The following is a 23500-nucleotide window of genomic DNA, read 5'->3' as shown; positions in this document are numbered from 1 at the left end:
ACCAGGTGTGGGCGACCGGAATGCCGGGTACGGGAGTTCGAATCCAACCGCCTGTCCACCAACACGACCGACGGGAGATCCAGATGGCTGAGCGCGGGGACGAGAGTCTGGTGCACACCCTCAAGAAGGTCGCCGCCGTGCTCAAGCAGTCCGAGATCCCGTTCGCCCTGGGCGGCAGCTTCGCCGTCTACGCCCACGGCGGCCACTCAAGCGACCACGACGTCGACTTCCTGATCCGCGAGGCCGACGTCGAGCGGTCCCTGGAGGCGCTCGTGGCCGCGGGCTTCCGCGCCGAGCGGCCGCCGGAGGACTGGCTGGTCAAGGTCTTCGACGACGGGCGGATGGTGGATCTGATCCACCGGCCGATCGAGACGCCGGTGACCGAGGAGACGTTCGCCGACACGGTCGTGCGGCCGGTGGACGCCATCCACATGCCGGTCCTCTCCGCCACCCAGCTGATGGTGCACAAGCTGCTGAGCTTCTCCCAGCACTACTGCGACTTCGCCCGCGGCCTGCCACTGGCCCGGTCGCTGCGGGAGCAGATCGACTGGGAACGGGTACGCAAGGAGACGCAGCACTCGCCGTACGCCGAGGCGTTCCTGGTGCTGCTGGATCGGCTGGAGGTGGTGCCGGACACCGGCACCCAACCAGGAGAGGAGACACCGTGACGCACGATCGCGACAGTGGCGCGGGGCCGCCGGACGAGTACGTCGAGGCGGAGATCCACCGGCTGCTCTCCGAGGATCCCGCAGTCGCCGAACAGGGGATCACCGTGGTCCGGCGGGAACGCGCCCTCGTGCTCTACGGCGAGGTGGAGAGCCCGCACCGGCGGGAGGAGATCCTGCGCCGGGTGTCGGAGCGCTTCCCCGACGTGCCGATCACCAGCGACATCGGTGTGATCCGCGCCCAGGCGCCCACGGAGATCGAGCAACTGCCCTGAGGGAGGTTTCATGGTGATCCGGATCGCCGCCGTGGGCGACGTGCATCTGGACGAGGACGTGGTCGGCCGGTTCCGCCCGGCGCTTGAGGAGCTGCCGGAGTGCGCCGACGTGCTGCTGCTGGCCGGCGACCTGACCCGGCACGGCACCGAGGCCGAGGCGCGCTGCGTGGCGCAGGAGTTCGGCGGGTTGGCCGTACCGGTGGTGACCGTGCTGGGCAACCATGACCACCAGTGCGACCAGGTGCCGCAGGTCGTGAAGGTGCTCGAGGACGCGGGCATCACCGTGCTGGAGGGCGACGGCGTGGTGCTGGACTGCGCGGGCGGCCGGCTCGGCATCGCCGGCGTCAAGGGCTTCGGCGGGGGGTTCGCCGGCCGGTGCGCGAGCGACTTCGGCGAGCCGGAGATGAAGGCGTTCGTCCGGACCACCAACGAGAGCGCGGACCGCCTCGGTAAGGCCCTGCGCTCGCTGGACTGCGACATGCTGGTCGCGCTGACCCACTACTCGCCAGTTCCGGACACGTTGGCCGGCGAGCCGCTGGAGATCTACCCGTTCCTGGGGTCGTACCAGCTCGGGCAGGCGATCGACTCGGCGCCCACGGCGCTGGCCCTGCACGGGCACGCGCACGCCGGCACCGAGCGCGGCACCACCCCGGGAGGGGTACGCGTCCGCAACGTGGCGCACCCGGTGATCAAGCAGGCGTACAGCGTCTTCCATGTCGGGGATCAACTCGACACCGACCAGGTTTCCCCGATCGGAGGGTCGGGTAGTCAGAGGTCATGGAGCTGATTCTCTGGATTCTCGCAGTCGTACTCGTGGTCGCCGGCATCCTCGCGCTGTTCCGCCGGCAGATCCTGTGGGGCGTCGTCCTCATCGTCGTCGGGCTGTTGGTCGGCCCGGGTGGTGTCAGCATCTTCAATTGACCGTTCGCACCTTCTGACAACTCATCACAACACCGGGACCCGTCGGGGTCGCCGCGACCGGAGCTTCGTCCTCCCGACAGAAGCCCCGGCCGCAGCGGCCCCGGCGCTTTTTTGTGGGTTTGACCCGACGGTTCAGCGGCAATATCTCGACCATGGAGACATCTCGCGAGGCGCGGCCCGCCTCCGGCCGACGGTCGCGCTGGGCGCTCGCCGGCTTCGCGGCGGCGGTCTTCGTCGCGGCCGCGATCGGCGGGCTGGGCGTGCAGGGCACCACCGACGAGTACGCGAGCCTGCGCCAGCCGGGCTGGGCGCCGCCCTCCTGGCTCTTCGGCCCGGTCTGGACCGTGCTCTACGCGCTGATCGCCCTGGCCGGCTGGCTGGTGTGGCGTCGGGTCGGCTTCTCCCCCGCGCTCTGGGCGTGGACCGCCCAACTCGTCCTGAACGCCATCTGGACGCCACTGTTCTTCGGCGCGGGGCGGTACGGGCTGGCGTTCGCCGAGATCGTGGTGATGTGGCTGGCGATCGGCCTCACCGTGGCGCTCTTCGCCCGGGTGTCCCGGGTCGCGACCGCGCTGCTGCTGCCGTACTGGGCGTGGGTCACGTTCGCCGCCGCGCTCAACCTGTCGATCTGGCGACTGAACACCTGACCGGCGCCGGCCCTCCGGCGGGAAGCGGCCCCGCCGGAGGACCCAGGCCCCGTCAGCAGCGGGGCACGTTCGGGATGTAGCCGTCGTAACCGGTGTAGACGTACGCGTCGGCGATGAAGCGGCCGCTGCCGATGCGATCCCAGATCGAGCTGGTGCCGTACGTGCCGGTGACCGTGGAGCCGCTGGTCTGGCAGGCGATGGTCACCCGGGTGCCGTCGGCGACGGTGCCCACCGAGGCGTACCCCGTGCCCGGGCCGGAGCGGACGGTCAGCGGCGTGCCACTGGTGTCGACCGTGGCGTTGCCGGTGCCCGAGCTGCACCCGTTGTCGCTGGTGTAGGTCTTGCTACCCCAGTACAGGCCGAGCGTGCCGTTGAACCTGACCTGGATGTCGTTGCCGTTGAGGCGCTGTTCGTAGTGCAGGTGGGGGCCGGTGGACCCGCCGGTGCTGCCCACCCAGCCGAGCACCTTGCCGTAGCCGACGGTCTGCCCCACCGAGACGTTGAAGCCGTTGAGGTGGGCGTAGTAGGTCGTGTAGCCGCCACCGTGGTCGATCCGCACGTACTTGCCGTAACTGGTGCCGCCGAGGTCGGTGACCCGGTCGACCGTGCCGGGGGCGCTGGCCACCACCGGGTCGCCGAGGTCGTCGGTGCGGTTGAAGTCGACCGCGTACGCCGGGCTGTGGTCCGACCGGGTCTGCCCCGACCAGGACTGGCCGCACGGGAACGGCACCTTGAAGGTCGGCGCGGCCAGCGCCGGGCTCGCCGGCGCGAGGACTCCCCCGACGAGCAGGCCCGTCACCAGCAGGCTGATCCACCGCTTACGCATCCAGCTCCTCCTATGTTCAAAACCTTCGATGAAGTGGCCTCAGCCTGACAGATATCGCCACTCTTCGAAAGAGCCGGGATCCGCGACTGGGAGCGCGCCCAGCCGACGGACACGAGGTTTCGGGATTGTTACTCGCTCGTGTCTGACAGGGGGTGGACCAGACCGGATGCAAGCGCTTACATGTGTGCACGCCCAATCGGACCGGCGAGGGTCACCAGCGGAGACCACGCCGGCTAGGAAGGAGGACGGCATGGCGGTCTTTACCAGACCACGCCAGGCCTTCGTGATCGCCGGTGTGCTCGGGCTGGCGCTCAGCGCCACCGCTTGCGGTACCGGTGACGACAAGAAGAGCGACAAGGCGGGCTCCGCGGAGTGCGCCCCATACGAGAAGTACCAGGGCCACGACGGCAAGAAGGTCTCCATCTACGCGTCCATCCGTGACGCCGAGGCCGACCTGCTCGAGCGGTCGTGGTCGCAGTTCACCGACTGCACCGGCATCGAGATCGCGTACGAGGGCAGCGGCGAGTTCGAGGCCCAGCTCCCCGTGCGGGTCGACGGCGGCAACGCGCCCGACATCGCCTTCGTGCCCCAGCCGGGCCTCGTGAAGCGGTTCGCGGACGCCGGCAAGCTGAAGTCCCTCGGCGCCGACACCAAGGCCCTGGCCGAGCAGAACATGCCGGCCGACTGGCTGAAGTACGGCACCGTCAACGGAACGCTCTACGGCGTGCCGCTCGGCGCGAACGTCAAGTCCTTCGTGTGGTACTCGCCGAAGACGTTCAAGGAGAAGGGCTGGGAGGTCCCGACCACCTGGGAGCAGCTCATCGCCCTGAGCGACAAGATCGCCGCCAGTGGCATGAAGCCGTGGTGCGCGGGCGTCGAGTCCGGTGACGCCACCGGCTGGCCGGCCACCGACTGGATCGAGGACGTCCTCCTGCGTACGGCGGGCGCCGAGGTCTACGACCAGTGGACCACCCACGCGATCCCGTTCAACGACCCGCGGGTCGTCGACGCGGTGGACCGCGCCGGCACGATCCTCAAGAACGAGAAGTACATGAACGGCGGCTTCGGCGGCGTCAAGAGCATCACCACCACCGCCTTCCAGGAGGCGGGCCTGCCGGTGACCACCGGCAAGTGCGCGATGCACCGACAGGCGTCCTTCTACGCCAACCAGTTCCCCGAGGGCACCAAGGTGGCCGAGGACGGCGACGCGTTCGCCTTCTACTTCCCGGCCATCGACGCGGCCAAGGGCAAGCCGGTGCTGGGCGCGGGCGAGTTCGTCGTCGCCTACGCCGACCGTCCCGAGGTGCAGGCGGTGCAGACCTACCTGGCCTCCGCCGAGTACGTCAACAGCCGCGCGAAGCTCGGCAACTGGGTCACGGCGAACAACAAGCTCGACATCGCCAACGTCGCCAGCCCGATCGACAAGCTCTCCGTCCAGATCCTGCAGGACAAGACCGGCGTCTTCCGCTTCGACGGATCCGACCTGATGCCGGCCGCCGTCGGCGCGGGAACGTTCTGGAAGGGCATGGTCGACTGGCTGAACGGCAAGGCGACCGCCCCGGTGCTCCAGGGCATCGAGAGCAGCTGGCCCAAGTGATCCCGGCGGTGGCCCGGCCCGCGGTCGCGGGCCGGGCCACCGGCCGAACCGGACCCGGAAGGGAGGGTTGATGGAGTTCGACTTCGCCGATGAGCAGCCGAAGCTCCTCATGCTGATGTACGGGCTGGTCGCCTTCGTGGTGGTGGTGGGCGGTCTGCTCCTGCTGCTCGACGTCGTCCCGGCCTGGTTTGCCCGGCGACGGGAGGCGCAGCTCGTGGCCGCCTCGGTGAGTGGAGCTCCACTTCCCCGCCGCCCCCGGCAACGGGAGGGGATCTTCGCGCTCTTCTTCCTGCTGCCCACGCTGCTGCTCCTCACCATCGGCCTGGTCGTGCCGGCCATTCGCACCGTGCTGCTCTCCCTGATGGACGGGAGCAGCACCAGCTGGGTGGGACTGCGCAACTACGGCTGGATGTTCTCCGACGACTCGATGCTCCGGGTCCTGATCAACACCCTGGTCTGGGTGGTTCTGGTCCCGCTGGTGGCGACCGCGTTCGGCCTGATCTACGCCGTCCTGGTGGACAAGGCCCGGTTCGAGGCCGTGGCCAAGTCGCTGATCTTCCTGCCGATGGCGATCTCCTTCGTCGGCGCCAGCATCATCTGGAAGTTCGTCTACGCCTACCGCGGCGAGGGCGACCAGATCGGTCTGCTCAACCAGATCGTCACCAGTCTCGGCGGCGAGCCCAAGCAGTGGCTGCTGGAATCACCCCTGAACACGCTGCTGCTGATCGTCATCATGGTCTGGATCCAGGCCGGCTTCGCCATGGTGGTGCTCTCCGCCGCGATCAAGGCGATCCCCGGCGACATCGTGGAGGCCGCCCGGCTCGACGGGGTCAGCCCCTGGCAGATGTTCTGGCAGATCACCATGCCGAGCATCCGGCCGGCCCTGATCGTGGTGGCGGTGACGCTCACGATCGCCACGCTCAAGGTCTTCGACATCGTCCGGACCTCGACCAACGGCAACTACGACACCAGCGTCATCGCCAGCGAGATGTACAACCAGGCGTTCCGGTACGGCCAGAACGGGCAGGGCTCCGCGCTCGCGGTCTTCCTCTTCATCCTGGTCATCCCGGTCGTGATCTACCAGATCCGCAACCTCCGTCAACAGCGGGAGGGCTGAGATGACGACCGCAACGCCCACCGTCGCCGCCGGCGTCCAGAAGACCGACGGCACCGCGTCCACCGCCGCCGGGCGGGTACGTCGGCGACTCAACAGCCGTACGGCCACGCTCGTCTCGATCGTCATCGCGGTGGTCTGGACCATCCCGACCTTCGGCCTGTTCGTCTCCTCCCTCCGTCCGGAGGACGAGATCAAGACCACCGGCTGGTGGACGGCCTTCACCAACCCGCAGTTCACCCTGGAGAACTACCAGCAGGTCCTCTTCGGGCGGTCGGCGTCGTCCGGGCAGCTCGCCAGCTACTTCATCAACTCGCTGGCGATCACCATCCCGTCGGTGCTCTTCCCGCTCGCCTTCGCGGCCCTGGCCGCGTACGCGCTGGCGTGGATCGACTTCCGCGGGCGGGACTGGCTCTACATCGCGATCTTCGCGTTGCAGATCGTCCCGCTGCAGATGGCCCTGGTGCCGCTGCTGAAGTTCTTCTCCACCGGCGTCACCCTCGGCGGCGTCACCCTGATGCCGGCATGGGACCTGGTCGACGAGCAGAAGTTCGCCCAGGTGTGGTTCGCACACACCTGCTTCGCGCTTCCGTTCGCGGTCTTCCTGCTGCACAACTTCATCTCGCAGCTCCCCGGCGACCTGATGGAGGCGGCCCGGGTCGACGGGGCCACCCACCCGAAGATCTTCCGCACCATCGTGCTGCCGCTGATCACCCCGGCGCTGGCCGCGTTCGGCATCTTCCAGTTCCTCTGGGTCTGGAACGACCTGCTGGTCGCGCTCATCTTCGCCGGTGGCGGCAACGAGACCGCCCCGCTCACGGTTCGGCTCGCCGAGATGGCCGGCACCCGGGGCAACGAGTGGCAGCGGCTGACCGCGGGCGCGTTCGTCTCGATCGTTGTACCGCTCGTCGTATTCCTGTCCCTGCAGCGCTTCTTCGTGCGAGGTCTGCTCGCCGGCAGCGTCAAGGGCTGACCCGCTTGCCCGCCGCCGCCTGGCCCCTGAGGGCGGCGGCGGGCGACGGGTACCGAGCGGGGGAAGCATGACGAAGATTGATGATGTCGCCCGGTTGGCCGGGGTCTCCACGGCAACCGTCTCGCGGGCCCTGCGCGGGCTGCCGACGGTCTCGGCCGCCACCCGACGCAGAGTCCTCGCGGCCGCCGAGCAGCTCGACTACGCGGTCTCGCCGAGCGCGTCCCGGCTCGCCGGTGGCCGCACCGGCACGGTCGCGGTGGTCGTACCCCGGATTACCCGCTGGTTCTTCAGCACGGTCGTCGAGGCGGTCGAGGAGTATCTGCACCACTCCGGCTACGACCTGCTGCTCTACAACCTGGGCGGTCGGGAGCAGATCCGCCAGCGGGTGCTGCGCACCGCCAACCTGCACAAGCGGGTCGACGCCATGATGCTGGTCGCCACGCCGCTGCGCCCGGCGGACCTGACCGCGCTGGCCGCCCTGGACCTGCCCGGCGTGACCATCAGCTCGGGGAGCAGGGTGCCCAACTGGCCGTGCGTACGGATCGACGACGTGGCGGCCGCGCGGATGGCCACCCGCCACCTGCTCGACCTCGGCCACCGGCGGATCGCGCACATCTCCGGAGACCCCGACGACGAGCTGGCCTTCACCACCCACCTCGACCGGCGCCGGGGCTACCAGGCGGAGCTGCGGGCCGCCGGCCTGCGACCCGATCCGAGCCTGGACGTCGAGTCGTCGTTCACCATCGACGGCGGCAACCGGGCCGCCGCCGAGCTGCTGGCCCGCGGTGTTCCGCCGACCGCTATCGTCGCCGCCTGCGACGAGATGGCGATGGGCGCGATGACCGCGCTGCGCGACGCCGGGCTGCGCGTACCGCAGGACGTCAGCGTGGTCGGCATCGACGACCACGACCTCGCCGGCGTGCTCGGGCTCAGCACCATCGCCCAGCCGGCCGCCGAACAGGGCCGGCTGGCCGCCCGGATGCTGCTCGACCCGCTCGGGGCCCGCAACCTGAGCCCGATCGTCGGTCAACGAACCGCCGGCGGCGACACATCGGTGATCCTGCCCACTCGGCTGGTGGTCCGAGAGTCCACCGCGCCGCCGCGGGCACACTGAACCCCAACCATCCGCCGCCGGCCGGCGGCTGGCGGCGACGCGGCCGGCAGCAGCACCGCCGGCAGTCCACCCACCGCGCGACACGGGAGACGACCCTGAACACCGATCCGACGCAGCAGACCTCCTCCGGTCACCCGATCACCGGCTGGTGGACCGAGGCCGCCATCTACCAGATCTACCCACGCTCGTTCGCCGACTCCGACGGTGACGGCATCGGGGACCTGCCGGGCATCACCGCCCGCCTCGACCACCTGGTCGAGCTGGGCGTGGACGCGGTGTGGCTCTCCCCGTTCTATCCGTCCCCGCAGGCCGACGCGGGCTACGACGTGGCCGACTACCGGGACGTCGACCCGCTGTTCGGCACCCTCGCCGACGCGGACAAGCTGATCGCCGAGGCCCGCTCCCGCGGCCTGCGGGTGATCGTCGACCTGGTGCCGAACCACACCTCGTCGGCGCACCGCTGGTTCCAGGCCGCGCTGGCCGCCGCGCCGGGCAGCCCGGAGCGGTCCCGGTACATCTTCCGCGACGGCCTCGGCCCGGCCGGCGACCAGCCGCCGAACGACTGGCAGAGCGTCTTCGGCGGTCCGGCCTGGACCCGGACGGTCGACCCGGACGGCCGACCCGGCCAGTGGTACCTGCACCTGTTCGACACCGGCCAGCCCGACCTCAACTGGGACAACCCGGAGGTGCACAAGGAGTTCCTGGACGTGCTGCGGTTCTGGCTGGACCGCGGTGTGGACGGCTTCCGCGTCGACGTGGCGCACGGCCTCGTCAAGCAGGCCGACCTGGCCGACTGGCAAGAGCCCCAGGAAATCCTCTCCGGCAACGAGATCGACAAGCCGCGCCCGCCGATGTGGGACCAGGAGGGCGTGCACGAGATCTACCGGCAGTGGCGGCGGGTCCTGGACAGCTACCCCGGCGAGCGGGTACTGGTCGCGGAGGCGTGGGTGGAGCCGGTCGAGCGGCTGGCCCGCTACGTCCGCCCGGACGAGATGCACCAGGCGTTCAACTTCGAGTACCTGCTCGCCGCCTGGACCGCGCCGGCCCAGTACGCGGTGATCACCCGCTCCCTGGAGGCGACCGACTCGGTGGGCGCGCCGACGACCTGGGTGCTGTCCAACCACGACGTCGTACGCCACGCCTCCCGGCTCGGCCTGGCGATCGGCGGCGGCCGGCCCAACGGCATCGGCATCGGCGACCCGCAGCCGGACGCCGCGCTCGGCCTGCGCCGGGCCCGGGCGGCCACCCTGCTGATGCTCGCCCTGCCCGGCTCGGCGTACCTCTACCAGGGCGAGGAGCTGGGCCTGCCCGAGCACACCACGATGCCCGACGAGGCCCGGCAGGACCCGACCTGGGCGCGCAGCGGGCACACCCAGCGGGGCCGCGACGGCTGCCGGGTGCCGATCCCGTGGGAGGCCGACGCCCCGTCGTACGGCTTCGGGCCCACCGACGCCAGCTGGCTGCCGCAACCCCCGTCCTGGGCGGAGTACGCGCTGGACCGGCAGCGCGACGTGCCCGGCTCGACGTACGAGCTGTACCGCACGGCGCTGCGTCTGCGCCGTGCCCACGGCCTGGGCCGGGGCACGCTGGAGTGGCTGTCCTCCAACGACGAGGTGCTGACCTTCCGCAACGGCGAGCTGACGGTGCTTACCAACTTCGGCGACGCTCCGGTGCCGGTTCCGGCCGGCGCCGAGGTGCTCGCCGCGAGCGCATCGCTGGACGACCACGGCGCGGTCCCGACCGACGTCACGGTCTGGCTCCGCGGCTGACCGGTCCGGTCCAGCCCTCTCCCGCCGCCGCGGCCTGCTCCGCTGCCGTTTGAATGGAGTCCGCCCCACCGCCCCACCGCTTTCCAGCGCCGGGCCGGTGGGGGGGGGTCGGGGACGGGGACCGCTGCGCATCACGTCCTTTGCTCTGCTTCAACCGAGGCGACAGTCGGTGCCCTTATGTGTTGCGTGGGTTGAAGCAGAGCAAAGGCGGCGCTGGCACTACGCGGACCTGGCGGCCGCCCGATGATCGGGTGATGAGAAGGAGGTCCAGGCCGCTCCGGAACAACCAGCCAACGAGCCGGCGCGGGTACGGGGCGAGGGCCCGTCAGAGGCGGTCGGCTCGGGTGTGCAGCAGGTCGTGCACGTTGTCGATGTCCGCCGGTGAGGTACGCGAGGCGAGCCAGTACATGATGCCGGTGGGAATGAAGAAGAGCTGGAACGCGGCCAGCCCGACGGCGAAGTTCAGCGGTGGCGGGAAGGCCGCGCGAAGACCCTGGAAGGCGACCCCGACCAGCCCGTTGCCGGCCGACCGGCCGACCCCGTTGACCAGGTTGCCGAGGCTGTAGACGGTCCCCCGGTGCTCCGGCGGGTTCACGTCGGCGATCAGCGCGAACCAGTTCGGCGAGTTCGCCGAGGTCAACGCGAGCGCCACCACGGCGGTGAGCAGGCTGAGTCCGACCGACGGCTCGGTGACCACGCTGGACAGCACCGCGCCGACCACCGCGCCGGCGCTGCCGCCGTCGGGCACGTCGATGGTCACCGGCACGAAGAACAGCACCAGGTAGAACGGCAGCGCGGCGAGGATGCCGACCGCCGCGACCAGGGCCCGACCCCCCGGGGTACGCCGCTGCACCGCGTCGCCGACCAGCCCACCCACGATGGAGAGCACCCCACCGAGCTGGAACAGCGTGGCGAAGACGCTGCCCACCACCACCGCGGTCGACTCCGAGTAGCCCTGGGCCTCGGCCCGTTCGGCGAACAGCACCGGCAGCCAGACCAGCGAGCCGAACGCCGCCTGCGCGGTCAGGCCCTGCAGGATCAGCCACCGGTTGGTACGCCGGGCCAGGATCCTCGGCACGTCGGCCCGACTGATCCGGTAGTCGTAGTCCGCGCCGGCGTCCAGCGCGTCGGCCAGCTCCGGTTCGCTCTGGCCGCGCCGGACGTCGTAGGTGAACAGGTACGCCAGGGTGGCGACCAGGCCCACCCCGGTCAGCAGCAGGAACGGCCGTCGCCAGTCGGCCGCGCCGAGCAGCCCGCCGAACAGCGTGCCGGCGAGCGTGCCGACGCCCTGGGAGAGCCCCCAGAAGCTCATCACCAACCCGCGCCGGGTCGGCGAGATCAGGTCGGTGACCACCGAGAAGCCCACCGAGCCGACCGCACCGAGACCGACCGCCGCGACGAGCTGGGCGGCCAGGAACGTGAGGTACCCGCCGGCGAGCGCGCTGCCGCCGGTGCCCGCCGCCCAGAGCAGTGTGCCCACCATGAGCAGCGGTTTGCGGTTGCTCCGGTCCCCGACGTACGCCCAGCCGACCGCGGCCACCGCGCTGACCAGAAAGCTGACGGCGGTGACCAGCCCGAGCAGCCGCCCCGACACGTCGAACGCGCCGGCGATCGGCTTGTAGAGCGGTGGGACGAGCCCGATCGCCACGTTGTCGAGCGAGGCGAGCAGCACGAACACCACGACGCTGTACAGCCGGTGCGCCCGGCCGCCGCCCCGGCCACTCCGGCGCTGGCCGGGCCCGCCACTGGTCACGCTCATGACGGGCAGCCAACCAGACTCCGGTACGCAAGTCGCGACGCGGGTGGGTGCCGGTCGGCTCCCACCCGCGTCGACTCCGACGCTCAGCGGCGGTCGAGGACCAACCCGCGGGCGGCGGCGTACTGGTCACGGACGGCGGGGACGGGCTCCGCCGCGTACTCCTCGGTGCCCTTGACCTCCCACTGCGGCGGGGTCGGACCGCCGAGGGCGACCCAGGCGGCCTGGCGGGCGGCGCCGTCGGCGACGTACTCCCCGGCGGGCGGAACGACCACCGGGCAGCCGAAGACCTGCGGTGCGATCCGGCGGACCGCGGCCGAGCGTGCCCCGCCGCCGACGAGGATGACCCGGCGGACGGTGGCGCCCTGCGCGGTAAGCGCGTCCAGGCCGTCGGCGAGCGCGCAGAGCATGCCCTCCACGGCGGCCCGGGCCAGGTGCGCGCGGGTCGACGTGCGCAGGGTCAGCCCGTGCACCGCGCCGGTGGCCAGCGGACGGTTGGGCGTCCGCTCACCCTCCAGGTAGGGCACCATGACCAGCCCGTCCGCGCCGGCCGGCGCGGAGAGCGCCAGCTCGGCCAGCTCGTCCAGGTCGACGCCCAGCATCGTGGCGGCGGCGTCCAGCACCCGGGCGGCGTTGAGCGTGCAGACCAGCGGCAGGAAGCGGCCCGACGCGTCGGCGAAGCCGGCCACCGCGCCGCTCTCGTCGGCGGCCGGCACGTCGGCCACGCTGAACACCGTGCCGGAGGTGCCGATCGAGACGACCACGTCACCGGGACCGGCGCCGACGCCGAACGCGGCGGCGGCGTTGTCGCCGGTGCCCGCGCCGAGCAGCGCGCCGCCCCCACCCAGCTCGTCGGCCAGCGTGCCGGCCGACTCGGCCGGGCCCAGCACCTCGGGCACCACGAGCTGCCGACCGAAGGCCCGTTCCAGCAGGTCCGGACGGTAGGAACCGGTGGACGGGGACCAGTAGCCGGTGCCGCTGGCGTCACCCCGGTCGGTCCGCAGCCCCGCCAGCCCCGGCGCACCGGCCAGCCGCCAGGTCAGCCAGTCGTGCGGCAGGCAGACGGCCGCCACCCGTGCGGCCAGATCCGGCTCGTGCCGGGCCAGCCAGCGCAGCTTGGTGATGGTGAAGCTCGCCACCGGCACGCTGCCGGTGGCCTCGGCCCAGAACCGCCGCCCTTCCGAGCCGCCGCCGGCCTCCTCGATGAGGTCGGCGGCGGCGTCGGCGGAGCGGGTGTCGTTCCACAGCAGGGCCGGGCGCACCACCCGGCCCGCCTCGTCGAGGCAGACCATGCCGTGCTGCTGGCCGGCGACGGAGACCGCCGCGACGTCGGCCAGCCCGCCGGCCTCGTCGGCGGCGCTGCGCAGCGCCTGCCACCAGGCTTCCGGGTCGACCTCGGTGCCGTCCGGGTGCGGTGCCCGGCCCTGCCGGAGCAGGGCGCCGGTCTCCGCGTTCCGGATGACCACCTTGCAGGACTGGGTGGACGAGTCAACGCCTGCGACCAACGGCATGGCGGGGCCTCAGCGAGCGCCGAGCAGGTGCTCGACGGCGAGCTGGTTGAGCTGGACGAAGGCGAAGCCCCGCGCGGCCACCGCGTCCACGTCGACGTCCTCGAACGCGGACCGGTCGGCCAGGAACTCCTCGTAGCCCTCACCGTCGCCGAGCGTCGGCGTGTTCAGCTCGTCGACCTTGCTGGCGGCGAGCGCCTCGACGACCTCGGGGTCGGCGCGGAACGCCGCGGCCCGCTCCTTGAGCAGCAGGTAGGTGCTCATGTTGGCCGCCGCGGAGGCCCAGACACCGTCCATGTCCTCGGTGCGGGAGGGCTTGTAGTCGAAGTGCCGGGGGCCGTCGTAGGTCGGCCCGCCGTTCGGGCTGCCGTTCTCCAAAAGGTCCACCAGGGCGAACGCGTTCATCAGGTCACCGTGGCCGAAGACCAGGTCCTGGTCGTACTTGATGCCGCGCTGGCCGTTGAGGTCCAGGTGGAACAGCTTGCCCTGCCAGAGCGCCTGGGCGATGCCGTGGGCGTAGTTGAGCCCGGCCATCTGCTCGTGGCCGACCTCCGGGTTGAGACCGACCATCTCCGGGTGGGCCAGCTGGGAGATGAAGCCGAGCGCGTGCCCGATGGTGGGCAGCAGGATGTCGCCGCGCGGCTCGTTGGGCTTGGGCTCCAGGGCGAACCGCATGGTGTAGCCCTTGTCGATGACGTACTGGGTGAGCAGGTCCACCGCCTCGCGGTAACGGTCCAGGGCGGCGCGGACGTCCTTGGCGACGTCGTACTCGGAGCCCTCGCGACCACCCCACATCACGAAGGTGCTGGCGCCCAGCTCGGCGGCCAGGTCGACCTGGCGCAGCACCTTGCGCAGCGCGAACCGGCGGACGTCGCGGTCGTTGCTGGTGAAGCCGCCGTCCTTGAAGATCGGGTGGGTGAAGAGGTTGGTGGTGACCATCGGCACCACGAGGCCGGTCTCGTCGAGCGCCTTGCGGAACCGCGCGATGCGCTGATCGCGGGTGGCGGCGTCGGCCCCGAACGGGATCAGGTCGTCGTCGTGGAAGGTGATGCCGTACGCGCCCAGCTCGGCGAGCCGGTGCACCGCCTCGACGGCGTCCAGCTCGGGACGGGTCGCGTCGCCGAACGGGTCGCGGGCCTGCCAGCCCACGGTCCAGAGCCCGAAGGAGAACTTGTCGGCGGGGGTGGGACGGGGTGCCATGAGCAACCTCCGGGGTGGTGGTGTCAGGTATTTGTTCAGCGATTGAATTATTTGCCCGCCCTATGGCACTGTCAAGGGGTGAGCCCCACCCACGCCCCGGCCGGCGCAGCCCGTCAGGGCAGCCTCCGCGAGCTCAACCTCGCCCTGGTTCTCGGCCGGATCGCCGCCGCCGAGCGTCCCCCGTCCCGGGCCGACCTGGCAACCGCCACCGGCCTGACCCGCGCCACCGTCTCGGCGGTGGTCGAGGACCTGCTCGCGGGCCAACTGGTCAGCGAGGCCGACCCGGCGCCCCGGGCGGGCGCCGGCCGCCCGGCCCGGGGGCTGGTCCTGGCCGACCAGGGCCCGGCCGGGCTCGGCCTGGAGGTCAACGTCGACTACCTGACGGTGTGCGTCGTCGATCTCGCCGGCCAGGTCCGGCACCGCACCGTGCACCGGGCCGACCTGCGCCCGGTCGCCCCCGCCGACGCGCTGGCCCGCCTCGTCGACCTGGCCCGGCAGGCCCGCGCCGACGCGGCCCGGCAGGGCCTCACCCTGGCCGGAGCCGCGCTCGCCGTACCCGGCCTGGTGGACGACGCCGGCCTGGTCCGGCTCGCGCCGAACCTCGGCTGGCGGGACGTCGCGGTGCCCGAACTGCTCAGCAGGCACCCGCCCCTGACCGAACAGGTGCCCGGCATCCCGGCCCTGGTGGTGGACAACGAGGCCAACCTCGCGGCGCTCGGCGAGCTGCACTCCCGGCCGCCCGGCCCGGCGAGCTTCCTGCACATCTCCGGCGAGGTCGGCATCGGCGCGGGGATCGTCCTGGACGGCGCGCTGTTCCGCGGCGTACGCGGCTGGAGCGGCGAGATCGGCCACCTCCCGGTCCACCCCGAGGGCCGTCCGTGCCGCTGCGGAGGGCAGGGTTGCCTGGAGCAGTACGCCGGTCAGGAGGCGATCGTGGCCGGCGCCGGGCTGGTACGGGCGGAGCTTCCCGCGGACACCGCGACGGCGCGACTGGCCGAGCTGGCCGAGGCCGGTGACCCGGACGCGCTACGGGCGCTGCACGACGCCGGTACGGCACTCGGGGTGGCGGTGGCCGGCGTGGTCAACCTGCTGGACCTGGACACCGTGGTGCTCGGCGGCGGGTACGCCCCGCTGGCGCCCTGGCTGTGCCCGCCGGTGCTCGCCGAGATCGCGGCCCGGGTGCTCACCGCCGCCTGGTCACCGGTCACGGTCCGGCCCTCGACCCTCGGTCCGGAGGCCGCCGCCGTGGGCGCGGCCGGCTCGGTGGTACGGCGGATCGTCGCCCGCCCCGCAGGCTGGCTGAACCGCTCCGGCTGACGCGCTCCGGGCGTGCGTCGGTGCGGCTCGGTACGCTTGCCGTCGAGCAACTATCGGCAGGCGAGGAGCGCAGGAGCAGCATGCGTACAGGTCGTCGGACGCCCGGCAGCGTCGGGCGGTGACCACGACCCGACGGGGCGGCATCGCAGGTCCGGTCGGCGGCGACTGGCAGGCGTCGCGACCACCGACCCGCCAACGCGGCGGCGGTGCGCTGCCGGCCGACTCGCCACTGGCCCGCGAGCTGCTCGACGGGCTCGCCGAGGCCGTGCTGACGACCGACGAGACCGGCCGGGTCACCCTCGTCAACGCCCGGGCAGCCCAGCTGCTCCCGGAGATCGTCGCGGACGTCGAGCTGTCCGAGTGCCCGGTGGCGGCACCGGTCCGGGCCGTGCGGGACGGCACCGAGAGCTTCGACGCCGAGCACCACGGCCGGCACCTGCGGGGCGGTCGACGGCGTACCCACCGAGCCGAGCCGCTGGCGGGACGCCGAGGCCGCGGACCTGAGCGCCGTGCTCCCACCCGGGTTCGGCCGGCCGGGCGCGCTGCTGGTCAGCCCGATGCCCGGTCCCGGGGGGTCAGCCGGTGCACTGCTGTTGGTCCGCCGTGCCGGCCGGGCCGGCTTCGACCCACGCGACGTCGAGTTGGCCCGCGAGTTCGCCGCGCGGGCCGGCGCGGCGCTGGCCGCCGCCGAGCTGTACGGCGAGCAGGCCCACCTGGCCCGGGTGTTGCAGACCAGCCTGCTCCCGCCGGAGCTGCCGACCGTGCCCGGCGGCAGCGACCGCTGGAGCTGATCCACCTGCTCAACCGCACCCTGTTCGACGCGCCCGACGGCCGCACGGCGCAGCCAGCTCACCACCCTGCTGCTCGGGTCACTGGAGCGCGGGGCGGCGGGGGTGGACATCCGGATCGCCGGCGGCGGGCACCCCGCGCCGCTGCTGGTCACCGCCGCCGGTTCGGTCGTCCCGGTTCCGGTCGGCGGGATGCCGGTCGGCGCACTGGCCGACGCCCGGTTCGCCGACGCCCGGGTGCACCTCGACCCGGGCGACCTGCTCCTCGCGTACACCGACGGGGTGACCGAGGCGAACGGCGGCCCGGTCCACGCCGAGAAGTTCGGCGCGCACCGGCTGCGCGCCGCACTGGCCGCAGCGGCCGGGCTGCCTCCGGCCGCGCTGGTCGACAGGCTGCTCCAGGTGGTGGACGAGTGGCTGGGCGGGCAGGCTCACGACGACATCGCCGTGCTGGCGGTGTGCGCGTCGGCGCCGGCCTGAGTCAGGCGGTCCGGGCCACCGGCGGCTCACCGGTGGGCCATTCGCGCGGCGTGCCCACCGCCCGCTCGGGGCCGGTCTGCCACACCGTTCGGGTCGACCGCTCCGGGCGCTCCGACGAGTCCCCCGCCGGCCCGGTGGGCCGGTCCGGATCCCGCGGGTCCGCGTCGTCCGGCCAGTCGTCTCGCCCAGGCGGCCGGTCCCCGTCATCCGGCGCCGAGCCGCTTCGCGCCTGCTGCCGGCGGGCGGCCTCGTCGAACTCCCGCATCCCGCTCACCAGGGCGGTACGGCCCGCCGGAGTCATCGCCGCCAGCACTGTGGCAATTCGCTTCTGCCGGTCGGCGCGCAGCTCCGCGAGGAGTCGACGGGCCTCCGGGGTGAGGTGCAGGGAGATCTCCCGCCGGTCGAAGCGACCCGGCTCGCGCTCCAGCATGCCGGCCGCGACCAACCGGTCGCAGAGTCGGCTGGCGGAACTGAGCAACATGTCCAGGCGGGTGGCGAGCTGGCGTAGGTTGATCCCGTCGTGCTGCTCGACCACCATCACAGCCCGTAGTTGGGCTCCGGAGACCCGGCTGGCGGTCGCCTCGCGGGCGGAATCCCATACGCCCAGCAGGGCTCCCGCCGCCGCGTCCAACGCGGCAGCCATACTCGTCGCAGGGTCCGGTGGACCGTGTTCTTCGGCCATGGTGGCCCGAGACTACTCCGAAGCCACTGGTAGTCGAGCTTTGATCAAGGAGGCCTGATGAGTAAACCGGTCAATCGGGCACGTCGTACCCTGAACGAGACACCCGCCGACCTTCTCGTGGGCAGCATCGGGAAGATCTTCAAAGAGGCGTACGGGATCACCGAAGCGGAGCTGTACCAGGTCGACTACCGCCTCTCGGAGCTGTTGCCACTCACCGAGGGTGACTCCATCCGGGACGCCGGACACCCCGCCTGGCGGGCCTTCGACCACCAGGTGCCCCTGCTGGTCGACGGCACCGCCTGGGTGCCGGTCAGCATGCGCGGCGAACGGCGGGGCGTCCTGCGTCTCGCGCCGGTGGCCGACGACCCGGCAGTGCTCGGCGAGCTGGCCGACGTCGCCACCGCGCTCGCGCACGAGCTGGCGGCCGTCTCCGCCGGCACCGACGTCTACCGCGTCGCGCGGCGCAGCCAGCGGCTCACCCTGGCCGCCGAGATGCAGTGGGACCTGCTCCCCGGCCGCAGCCGGATCCGACCCTCGTTCAGCCTGGCCGGGCAGCTGGAGCCGGCGTACGCCGTGCGGGGCGACAGCTTCGACTGGGCCGACGACGGGCAGCGTCTCTGGCTCTCCACGGTCAACGGGACCGGTGAGGGTGTCGCGGCGTCCCTGCTCACGTCGCTGGCCACCCACGCGCTGCGCAACGCCCGCCGGGCCGGCCTCAGTCTGGGTGATCAGGCCGCCCTCGCCGACCAGGCCATCTACGACGAGTACCGGGGCAAGCGGCACCTCTCCGTGCTGTTGATGGAGCTGGACCTGCGCTCCGGGACGATGAGCGTGGTGGACGCCGGCTCGCCACGCCTCGTCCTGCTGCGGGGCGGAGAGGTCACCGAGCAACCGCTGGAGGCGCAGTTCCCGCTCGGCATGTTCGAGGCGACCGACTACCACGAGCAGACGTTCACGCTGGAACGCGGCGACCGGCTCTTCGTGGTCAGCGACGGCGTGGTGGAGGCCACCGGGAAGAACGTGCGCTACGGCGAGACGGCACTGGACCGGTTCCTGCGCCGGACGGGCCCGATGGAGCCACTGGACGCCGTGCGGTCGCTGATCGGTGACCTGCGCGCGTTCGTGGCCGGCGACCTCGTCGACGATGCCGTGGTGGTCTGCCTGGACTGGACCGGCCCGCAGGCGTGAGCGGCGGCGGTCAGTACGCGCCGCGGCTGTTCAGCACCGCGCCGGCGGTCTTCCAGAGGATGGTGAGGTCGGCGGCGAGCGACCAGTTCTCCACGTAGTAGAGATCGAGTCGGATGCCGTCCTCCCAACTCAGGTCGGATCGACCGCTGACCTGCCACAGCCCGGTCATGCCGGGCTTCACCAGCAGCCGCCGGGCCACGTCACCGTCGTAGCGGGCCACCTCCGAGGGCAGCGGCGGACGCGGCCCGACCAGGCTCATCTGGCCCAGCAGCACGTTGACCAGCTGCGGCAGCTCGTCCAGCGACCACTTGCGCAGCAGCCGGCCGACCCGGGTCACCCGAGGGTCGTCGCGCATCTTGAACATCAGGCCGTCGGTCTCGTTGCGGGTCGCCAGCTCGGTGAGCAGCGCGTCGGCGTTGACCACCATCGTCCGGAACTTGAACACGCCGAACTCCTGGCCGCCCCGACCCACCCGGACCTGCCGGAAGAGCACCGGCCCCCGGCTGTCCAGTTTGATGGCCAACGCGATGACCGCGATCAGCGGCAGCAGCAGCGCCAACGCCAGCGACGACGCCGACCGGTCGACGAACCCCTTGACCAGCTTGCGCGCACCACGGAACTCGGGCGCCTCGACGTGGATCAGGGGCAGCCCGGCGACCGGACGGGTGTGGATCCGTGGGCCGGCCACATCGGTCAGCGCGGGCGCCACGACGAGGTCGACGCCGGTCCCCTCCAGCTGCCAGCCGAGCCGACGCAGTCGGGCCGCCGTCAGCTCACCGGAGGCGGTCACCGCGACCGTGTCCGCGCCGATCGCGGTGGCGGCCTCCGGGATGCCCCGGAACGATCCCACCACCGGCACGTCACCGAGCCGCTGGGCCACCGGCGCGAGCAGCGCGTCGGGGATGCACGCGCCGACCACCTGATAGCCGGCGTACGGCTCCCGGCGCAGGGTGTGCACCAACTCCAGGACGTGTGCGGTGTCGCCGACCACGAGCACCTTGCGGGACCAGCCGGTGCCCTTCGAGCGGGCCCGGTGCAGGCGTTTGCGCGCGACGAACCGGGTCACCTCCAGCCCGACCGTGCCGACCGCGAACGAGATGCCGAGGAAACCACGGGAGACGCCGACGTCGGCGATGTAGCCGGCGATCGCGATCGCGCCGGCCAACCGCAGGCTCGCCGAGCTGACCCGCCGGTACTCGTCCGCCCCGTAGCCGACGACCCGGTCGTCGTAGCAACCGAGCGCCTTGAGGGAGATCAGCCAGGCCAGGACCAACCCCGGCGCCACCAGCACGTACGGGATCTTGGAGCCGACCGGCTCCTCGTCCCCGAACCGGCCGACGTACCCGACGAGCAGCGCGATGATGAGGATTGTGGTGTCCAGCACGACCAGGACCCGGACGTAGGACCGTTCGTCGGCGCGGGCCACCAGCCCGCTCGGCGGGCCCTCCGGCGTCGCCGAGGTGCTGGCGGGGGTCAACAGTGTCGCCGCGGTCACCGGCCCTCCCACTCTGCTCAGGACGGCCCCGGCCGACGAGTCGGACCGGAGGCGGACGGACGATGCCGGGACACGTCGACATCCTGCCTTGATAACTATGGCTGCCGATTGCTTCCGACGTATTGCCGTCACTTTTCTTCAACCCTGCGGCCATAAAAGGAACCCGCCGTACCGGCTGACGCGGTACGGCGGGTTTCTCCTGCTGTGCGGCCGGTCAGCGCGGCGCCGGGGGGCGGCGCGCGATGGCGGTGAGGAAGATGCTGCCGATCTCGTTCGGGTCCTTGGTGACGAAGACGTCGCCACCGGTCACCTTGGTGATCGACTCCAACTCGGTCTTGCTGACGCCCTCGCCGATACCGATCATGATGACCTGCACGGGCCGCTCCGGGTCCGCGACCTGCTTGAGCTTGGCGAGCAGTTGCCCCTGGCTGAGGCCGTTGTCGTCCTCGTTCTTGCCGTCGGTGAACAGCACGATGGAGTTGACCCGGCCGGGCTGCCAGTCCTCCTGCACCGCCTGGTACGCGGCCAGCATGGTGTCGTAGAGGCCGGTGTCACCGCTGGACGGCTTGATGGTGGCGAGTGCCCCCTCCAACTGCGCCCGCTGGCCGGAGAGCGGCCCGATCGGGACCAGTTGCCGGTAGTCCCGGTTGCCGACCAGCTTGGTGGAGAAGGTCCACAGGCCGATGGACCAGGAGTCGTCGAAGAGTCCCAGGCCGCGGCGGGCCGCGTCCACGGTGACCTCCTCCCGGCTGCGGTTGTTTGCGCTGGGCACCAGGTCCTTCATCGAGCCGGAGACGTCGATGACGGCGAGCATCCGACCCGACTGGGTGGCGATCGACCAGCTGGAGACGACACGCTGTATCGCGGCCGGGTCCAGGCCGCCCGCCGCGGTGCCGCCGGCCGCCGGGGCGGTCGACGCGCCGCCGGCCGGGCTCGGGGCGCCCTGCGGCGCGTTGAAGCCGGCACCCCAGTTGCCGTCCGGACCGCGCAGCGACTGCGCCGCCAGCCGGTCGCGGAACTTCGGGGCGGTGAGCAGCTCGAACAGCACCTTTGCCGCCGCCGCCTTGGTCGGCTCGATGCCGGGCAGCACCGCGTACGGATAGTCCAGCGGCATCGGGGCCGGCTCCATGTAGAGCGCGGCGAGCGGCACCGGGGGCTTCTTGCTGTTGTAGGCGATCACGTCTTCTTCGGAGAGCGCCGCCGCACCGAGCGCGCTCGCGATGGACGTCGGGTCCGTGGCGGTCGGGAAGCGGGCCAGCAGGTCGTTGCGGAGCGAGGAGCGACCCGTGGCCAGCGCCCGAAGCGCGCCGACGGTGTTGCGCTGGGCGTCCCCGCCGGCACCGCTGGCGGCCGTGGTCAGCGAGAGCAGGCCGGACAGGCCGGCCGCGTCCCGGGTCGGCTCGACGATGCCGGTACGCAGCGGCTTGCTGCTGTTGACCTGCTTGAGCAGATCGGCCCAGGTGAACTTGGCGTTGGGCCAGCCCAGCCGCGTGGCCACCGGCTCGGGCATCGCCACGACGACGGGGCTGCGCGCGATGGAGGCGCCGTTGGTGGGCGCGAACGCCGTGGCGTCCTTCTTCAGTCGCAGCAGCCAGGTCGAGGAGTCCGGCACCCAGACGTCCGGAGTGACCGCCGTGCCGCTGGCCTGGCCGACGCCGGCCAGCACGGCACCGTGCTTCGCGGCCACCACGGCGGCCACGTCGACCGGGTCGGACGCCGAGACGTCCACCCGGATGCAGGTGGGGCCGACCGCGGCGCCGTCCTTGACCCACTGGGACGCGGCGGCGTCCACGGCGGGCGCCAGCTCGGAGGCGACCGCCACGGCGAGTCGGATCTCTCCCGAACAGCTGGGCTGGACCAGCTCCTTATAGCCGAACCAGACGCCGGTGGTGACGACGAGAACCGTCGCCGTCGCGGCGGCGGCTGCTAGATGAAGTTTTGTACGCATGCGATGGCGGCCTGCTGACACGCTGACCATCTTGCGTATTAGGTGCCGTCTCTGCCACATCCGTTCGGACTAAAGTTACGCAGGAGAAACAGTTGATCACCAATTAGCAACAGAGTGTGACGAGGCGGCCCCACGGCGTTGCCAAACCGGTTTCCCTCTCACGTCCGGTCCCGCCGCCGACCGACTCACGGCAGCACGCAGGTCGGGCTCGCCACCGGGACGGGCTCGCCGACCGGGGCCGGGATGCCGGTGCTCGCGTCCCGCCGGAAGGCCCGCACCATGTCCGCCCGCTCGTCGGCCACGTACAGGTGCTCCCCGATGAGGGCGAAGTGTCGCGGCCACTCACCGCCGGTGTCCACTTCGGCCACCAGATCGGGCAGCTCACCGGCCAGGTCGAAGACAGCGATGGTGCCGACCCCGCGGTTGGCGACGTAGAGGAAACGGCCGTCCGGGTCGACCGCGACCTCCGACGGCTGGACGTGGCCCGCTCGCTCACTCGCCTCGACCCGGCCACGCTGGTGCAGTGCCCCCTCGTCGGTCACCTCGTACGCGGTGACCGAGGCGTCCAGCTCGCCGACCAGATAGCAGCGCCGGCCGTCGGGATGGCGGGCCAGGTGCCGGGGCCCGGTGCCGGGCGCCGTCCGCATCCGCGGACCGCGCGGCACCAGCCGCCCGCTCGCGCCGTCCAGGTCGTACCGGTAGACCGAGTCGGTGCCGAGGTCCACCGCGAGCAGCGGCTCCCGGCCCCGGCCCGGGGAGACCATGTGGGCGTGCGCCCGGTCCTGGCGTTCCGGGTCGGGGCCGTGCCCCTCGTGCACCACCAGATCGGTGCGCTCGCCGGGCACGCCCTGGGCGTCGAGTGGGAAGACCGCGACGCTGCCGCCGCCGTAGTTGGCCGCCACCAGGTGGTCACCGTCGGGCAGCACCGCCAGGTGACAGGGCTCGGCGCCGCCGGTCGACCGACTGCCGAGCGCGTCCAGCGCGCCGTCCGGCCCGACCTGCCAGGCGCTGACCTCCCCGTCGGTCAGCTCGTTCACCGCGTAGAGCACCGGACGGGTGGGGTGCCGCACGAGGAACGACGGTGACGGCGTGACCGCCACCGTGCCGAGGGGGGTCAGCGCCCCGGTGGCCGGGTCCCGGTGGGCGGCGACGATGCCGCTTCCCCGCCCTCCGCTCTGCGCGGTGTAACCCCCGATGTGGACGATCTCGCCCTGACCAGTCACGCTGCACCCCTTTG

At 72.0% G+C, this 23500-nt stretch carries 22 protein-coding genes; 14 read left to right on the top strand and 8 right to left on the bottom strand.

The genetic code is table 11. The features are described from left to right. Positions 1-20 precede the first annotated feature (20 nt). The 5 genes from ACFYPR_RS04990 (at position 21) to ACFYPR_RS04970 (ending at position 2508) form a co-directional block, all read left to right on the top strand. Complete coding sequence (locus ACFYPR_RS04990) at positions 21-668, top strand: nucleotidyltransferase family protein (RefSeq protein WP_354860937.1); 648 nt, start codon at positions 21-23, stop codon at positions 666-668. Beyond that, positions 665-940, top strand: a complete 276-nt coding sequence (locus tag ACFYPR_RS04985; protein ID WP_354860927.1) for a hypothetical protein — start codon at positions 665-667, stop codon at positions 938-940. Before ACFYPR_RS04990 ends, ACFYPR_RS04985 begins: the two co-directional genes overlap by 4 nt. 10 nt (positions 941-950) lie before the next feature. After that, on the top strand, positions 951-1727 hold the full coding sequence (locus tag ACFYPR_RS04980) for a metallophosphoesterase (protein ID WP_355137902.1): 777 nt from the start codon (positions 951-953) through the stop codon (positions 1725-1727). Beyond that, the gene (locus ACFYPR_RS04975) at positions 1718-1861 is read left to right on the top strand and encodes a GPGG-motif small membrane protein (protein WP_165947907.1); all 144 of its coding nucleotides are present in this window, start codon (positions 1718-1720) and stop codon (positions 1859-1861) included. Before ACFYPR_RS04980 ends, ACFYPR_RS04975 begins: the two co-directional genes overlap by 10 nt. Positions 1862-2013: 152 nt before the next feature. Beyond that, positions 2014-2508 carry a TspO/MBR family protein gene (locus ACFYPR_RS04970; protein ID WP_354860930.1) on the top strand — a complete coding sequence of 165 codons (495 nt, stop codon included), beginning with the start codon at positions 2014-2016 and terminating at the stop codon, positions 2506-2508. Positions 2509-2560: 52 nt separating this feature from the next. Here ACFYPR_RS04970 and ACFYPR_RS04965 read toward each other — a convergent pair whose 3' ends face one another. Then, the gene (locus ACFYPR_RS04965; protein WP_355137904.1) at positions 2561-3334 is read right to left on the bottom strand and encodes a peptidoglycan DD-metalloendopeptidase family protein; all 774 of its coding nucleotides are present in this window, start codon (positions 3332-3334) and stop codon (positions 2561-2563) included. A gap of 250 nt (positions 3335-3584) precedes the next feature. Between ACFYPR_RS04965 and ACFYPR_RS04960 the strand changes: the two genes are divergently transcribed. The 5 genes from ACFYPR_RS04960 (at position 3585) to ACFYPR_RS04940 (ending at position 9901) form a co-directional block, all read left to right on the top strand. Then, positions 3585-4931 carry an ABC transporter substrate-binding protein gene (locus ACFYPR_RS04960; RefSeq protein WP_354860934.1) on the top strand — a complete coding sequence of 449 codons (1347 nt, stop codon included), beginning with the start codon at positions 3585-3587 and terminating at the stop codon, positions 4929-4931. A gap of 70 nt (positions 4932-5001) precedes the next feature. After that, on the top strand, positions 5002-6048 hold the full coding sequence (locus ACFYPR_RS04955; RefSeq protein ID WP_355066088.1) for a sugar ABC transporter permease: 1047 nt from the start codon (positions 5002-5004) through the stop codon (positions 6046-6048). 1 nt (position 6049) lies between these two features. Beyond that, on the top strand, positions 6050-7018 hold the full coding sequence (locus tag ACFYPR_RS04950) for a carbohydrate ABC transporter permease (protein WP_387258607.1): 969 nt from the start codon (positions 6050-6052) through the stop codon (positions 7016-7018). A gap of 67 nt (positions 7019-7085) precedes the next feature. Next, positions 7086-8132 (top strand): LacI family DNA-binding transcriptional regulator, encoded by a 1047-nt coding sequence (locus tag ACFYPR_RS04945; RefSeq protein WP_354863137.1) that lies wholly within the window; start codon positions 7086-7088, stop codon positions 8130-8132. A 95-nt stretch (positions 8133-8227) separates the two neighbouring features. After that, positions 8228-9901, top strand: coding sequence for a glycoside hydrolase family 13 protein (locus ACFYPR_RS04940; RefSeq protein WP_387258699.1), 1674 nt, complete (start codon positions 8228-8230; stop codon positions 9899-9901). Positions 9902-10226: 325 nt separating this feature from the next. Here ACFYPR_RS04940 and ACFYPR_RS04935 read toward each other — a convergent pair whose 3' ends face one another. The 3 genes from ACFYPR_RS04935 to xylA form a co-directional block, all read right to left on the bottom strand. Then, on the bottom strand, positions 10227-11660 hold the full coding sequence (locus ACFYPR_RS04935; protein ID WP_387258605.1) for an MFS transporter: 1434 nt from the start codon (positions 11658-11660) through the stop codon (positions 10227-10229). A gap of 83 nt (positions 11661-11743) precedes the next feature. Continuing rightward, positions 11744-13168, bottom strand: coding sequence for a xylulokinase (gene xylB / locus ACFYPR_RS04930; RefSeq protein WP_387258603.1), 1425 nt, complete (start codon positions 13166-13168; stop codon positions 11744-11746). A gap of 9 nt (positions 13169-13177) precedes the next feature. Then, positions 13178-14365, bottom strand: a complete 1188-nt coding sequence (xylA, locus tag ACFYPR_RS04925; protein WP_354857007.1) for a xylose isomerase — start codon at positions 14363-14365, stop codon at positions 13178-13180. Between the two features lie 78 nt (positions 14366-14443). On the opposite strand from xylA, the gene ACFYPR_RS04920 reads away from it, so the two are divergent. From ACFYPR_RS04920 to ACFYPR_RS04910, 3 genes are all read left to right on the top strand, one after another. Continuing rightward, positions 14444-15682: an ROK family transcriptional regulator gene (locus ACFYPR_RS04920; RefSeq protein WP_354857006.1), complete on the top strand. Its 1239-nt coding sequence runs from the start codon at positions 14444-14446 to the stop codon at positions 15680-15682. Between the two features lie 509 nt (positions 15683-16191). Then, positions 16192-16473 carry a hypothetical protein gene (locus ACFYPR_RS04915; protein WP_355066234.1) on the top strand — a complete coding sequence of 94 codons (282 nt, stop codon included), beginning with the start codon at positions 16192-16194 and terminating at the stop codon, positions 16471-16473. Between the two features lie 102 nt (positions 16474-16575). Continuing rightward, on the top strand, positions 16576-16950 hold the full coding sequence (locus tag ACFYPR_RS04910) for a PP2C family protein-serine/threonine phosphatase (RefSeq protein WP_387258602.1): 375 nt from the start codon (positions 16576-16578) through the stop codon (positions 16948-16950). A 1-nt stretch (position 16951) separates the two neighbouring features. Here the strand turns inward: ACFYPR_RS04910 and ACFYPR_RS04905 are convergent, their stop codons facing one another. Further along, complete coding sequence (locus ACFYPR_RS04905; protein WP_355137910.1) at positions 16952-17593, bottom strand: MarR family transcriptional regulator; 642 nt, start codon at positions 17591-17593, stop codon at positions 16952-16954. A 96-nt stretch (positions 17594-17689) separates the two neighbouring features. Here ACFYPR_RS04905 and ACFYPR_RS04900 point away from each other — a divergent pair, with 96 nt between their 5' ends. After that, positions 17690-18820 (top strand): PP2C family protein-serine/threonine phosphatase, encoded by a 1131-nt coding sequence (locus ACFYPR_RS04900; RefSeq protein ID WP_354857003.1) that lies wholly within the window; start codon positions 17690-17692, stop codon positions 18818-18820. Between the two features lie 10 nt (positions 18821-18830). Here the strand turns inward: ACFYPR_RS04900 and ACFYPR_RS04895 are convergent, their stop codons facing one another. From ACFYPR_RS04895 to ACFYPR_RS04885, 3 genes are all read right to left on the bottom strand, one after another. Continuing rightward, positions 18831-20315, bottom strand: coding sequence for a sugar transferase (locus tag ACFYPR_RS04895; protein ID WP_354857002.1), 1485 nt, complete (start codon positions 20313-20315; stop codon positions 18831-18833). Between the two features lie 214 nt (positions 20316-20529). Beyond that, the gene (locus tag ACFYPR_RS04890) at positions 20530-22284 is read right to left on the bottom strand and encodes a substrate-binding domain-containing protein (RefSeq protein WP_355066074.1); all 1755 of its coding nucleotides are present in this window, start codon (positions 22282-22284) and stop codon (positions 20530-20532) included. 164 nt (positions 22285-22448) lie between these two features. Continuing rightward, positions 22449-23486 carry a lactonase family protein gene (locus ACFYPR_RS04885; RefSeq protein WP_354856998.1) on the bottom strand — a complete coding sequence of 346 codons (1038 nt, stop codon included), beginning with the start codon at positions 23484-23486 and terminating at the stop codon, positions 22449-22451. Positions 23487-23500: the final 14 nt, after the last annotated feature.

It is taken from the genome of Micromonospora sp. NPDC005254 (genome assembly GCF_042872525.1).
Classification (GTDB): domain Bacteria; phylum Actinomycetota; class Actinomycetes; order Mycobacteriales; family Micromonosporaceae; genus Micromonospora.
This window is presented reverse-complemented; position numbering and strand designations above follow the sequence as displayed.

Coding starts and splice junctions, on each gene's coding strand:
- ACFYPR_RS04905 (WP_355137910.1), bottom strand. CDS start 17,593: ATGGCTGCCGCGTTGGACGCGGCGGCGGGAGCCCTGCTGGGCGTATGG.
- ACFYPR_RS04980 (WP_355137902.1), top strand. CDS start 951: ATGGTGATCCGGATCGCCGCCGTGGGCGACGTGCATCTGGACGAGGAC.
- ACFYPR_RS04955 (WP_355066088.1), top strand. CDS start 5,002: ATGGAGTTCGACTTCGCCGATGAGCAGCCGAAGCTCCTCATGCTGATG.
- ACFYPR_RS04945 (WP_354863137.1), top strand. CDS start 7,086: ATGACGAAGATTGATGATGTCGCCCGGTTGGCCGGGGTCTCCACGGCA.
- ACFYPR_RS04965 (WP_355137904.1), bottom strand. CDS start 3,334: ATGCGTAAGCGGTGGATCAGCCTGCTGGTGACGGGCCTGCTCGTCGGG.
- ACFYPR_RS04960 (WP_354860934.1), top strand. CDS start 3,585: ATGGCGGTCTTTACCAGACCACGCCAGGCCTTCGTGATCGCCGGTGTG.
- ACFYPR_RS04950 (WP_387258607.1), top strand. CDS start 6,050: ATGACGACCGCAACGCCCACCGTCGCCGCCGGCGTCCAGAAGACCGAC.
- xylA (WP_354857007.1), bottom strand. CDS start 14,365: ATGGCACCCCGTCCCACCCCCGCCGACAAGTTCTCCTTCGGGCTCTGG.
- xylB (WP_387258603.1), bottom strand. CDS start 13,168: ATGCCGTTGGTCGCAGGCGTTGACTCGTCCACCCAGTCCTGCAAGGTG.
- ACFYPR_RS04975 (WP_165947907.1), top strand. CDS start 1,718: ATGGAGCTGATTCTCTGGATTCTCGCAGTCGTACTCGTGGTCGCCGGC.
- ACFYPR_RS04990 (WP_354860937.1), top strand. CDS start 21: ATGCCGGGTACGGGAGTTCGAATCCAACCGCCTGTCCACCAACACGAC.
- ACFYPR_RS04970 (WP_354860930.1), top strand. CDS start 2,014: ATGGAGACATCTCGCGAGGCGCGGCCCGCCTCCGGCCGACGGTCGCGC.
- ACFYPR_RS04935 (WP_387258605.1), bottom strand. CDS start 11,660: ATGAGCGTGACCAGTGGCGGGCCCGGCCAGCGCCGGAGTGGCCGGGGC.
- ACFYPR_RS04900 (WP_354857003.1), top strand. CDS start 17,690: ATGAGTAAACCGGTCAATCGGGCACGTCGTACCCTGAACGAGACACCC.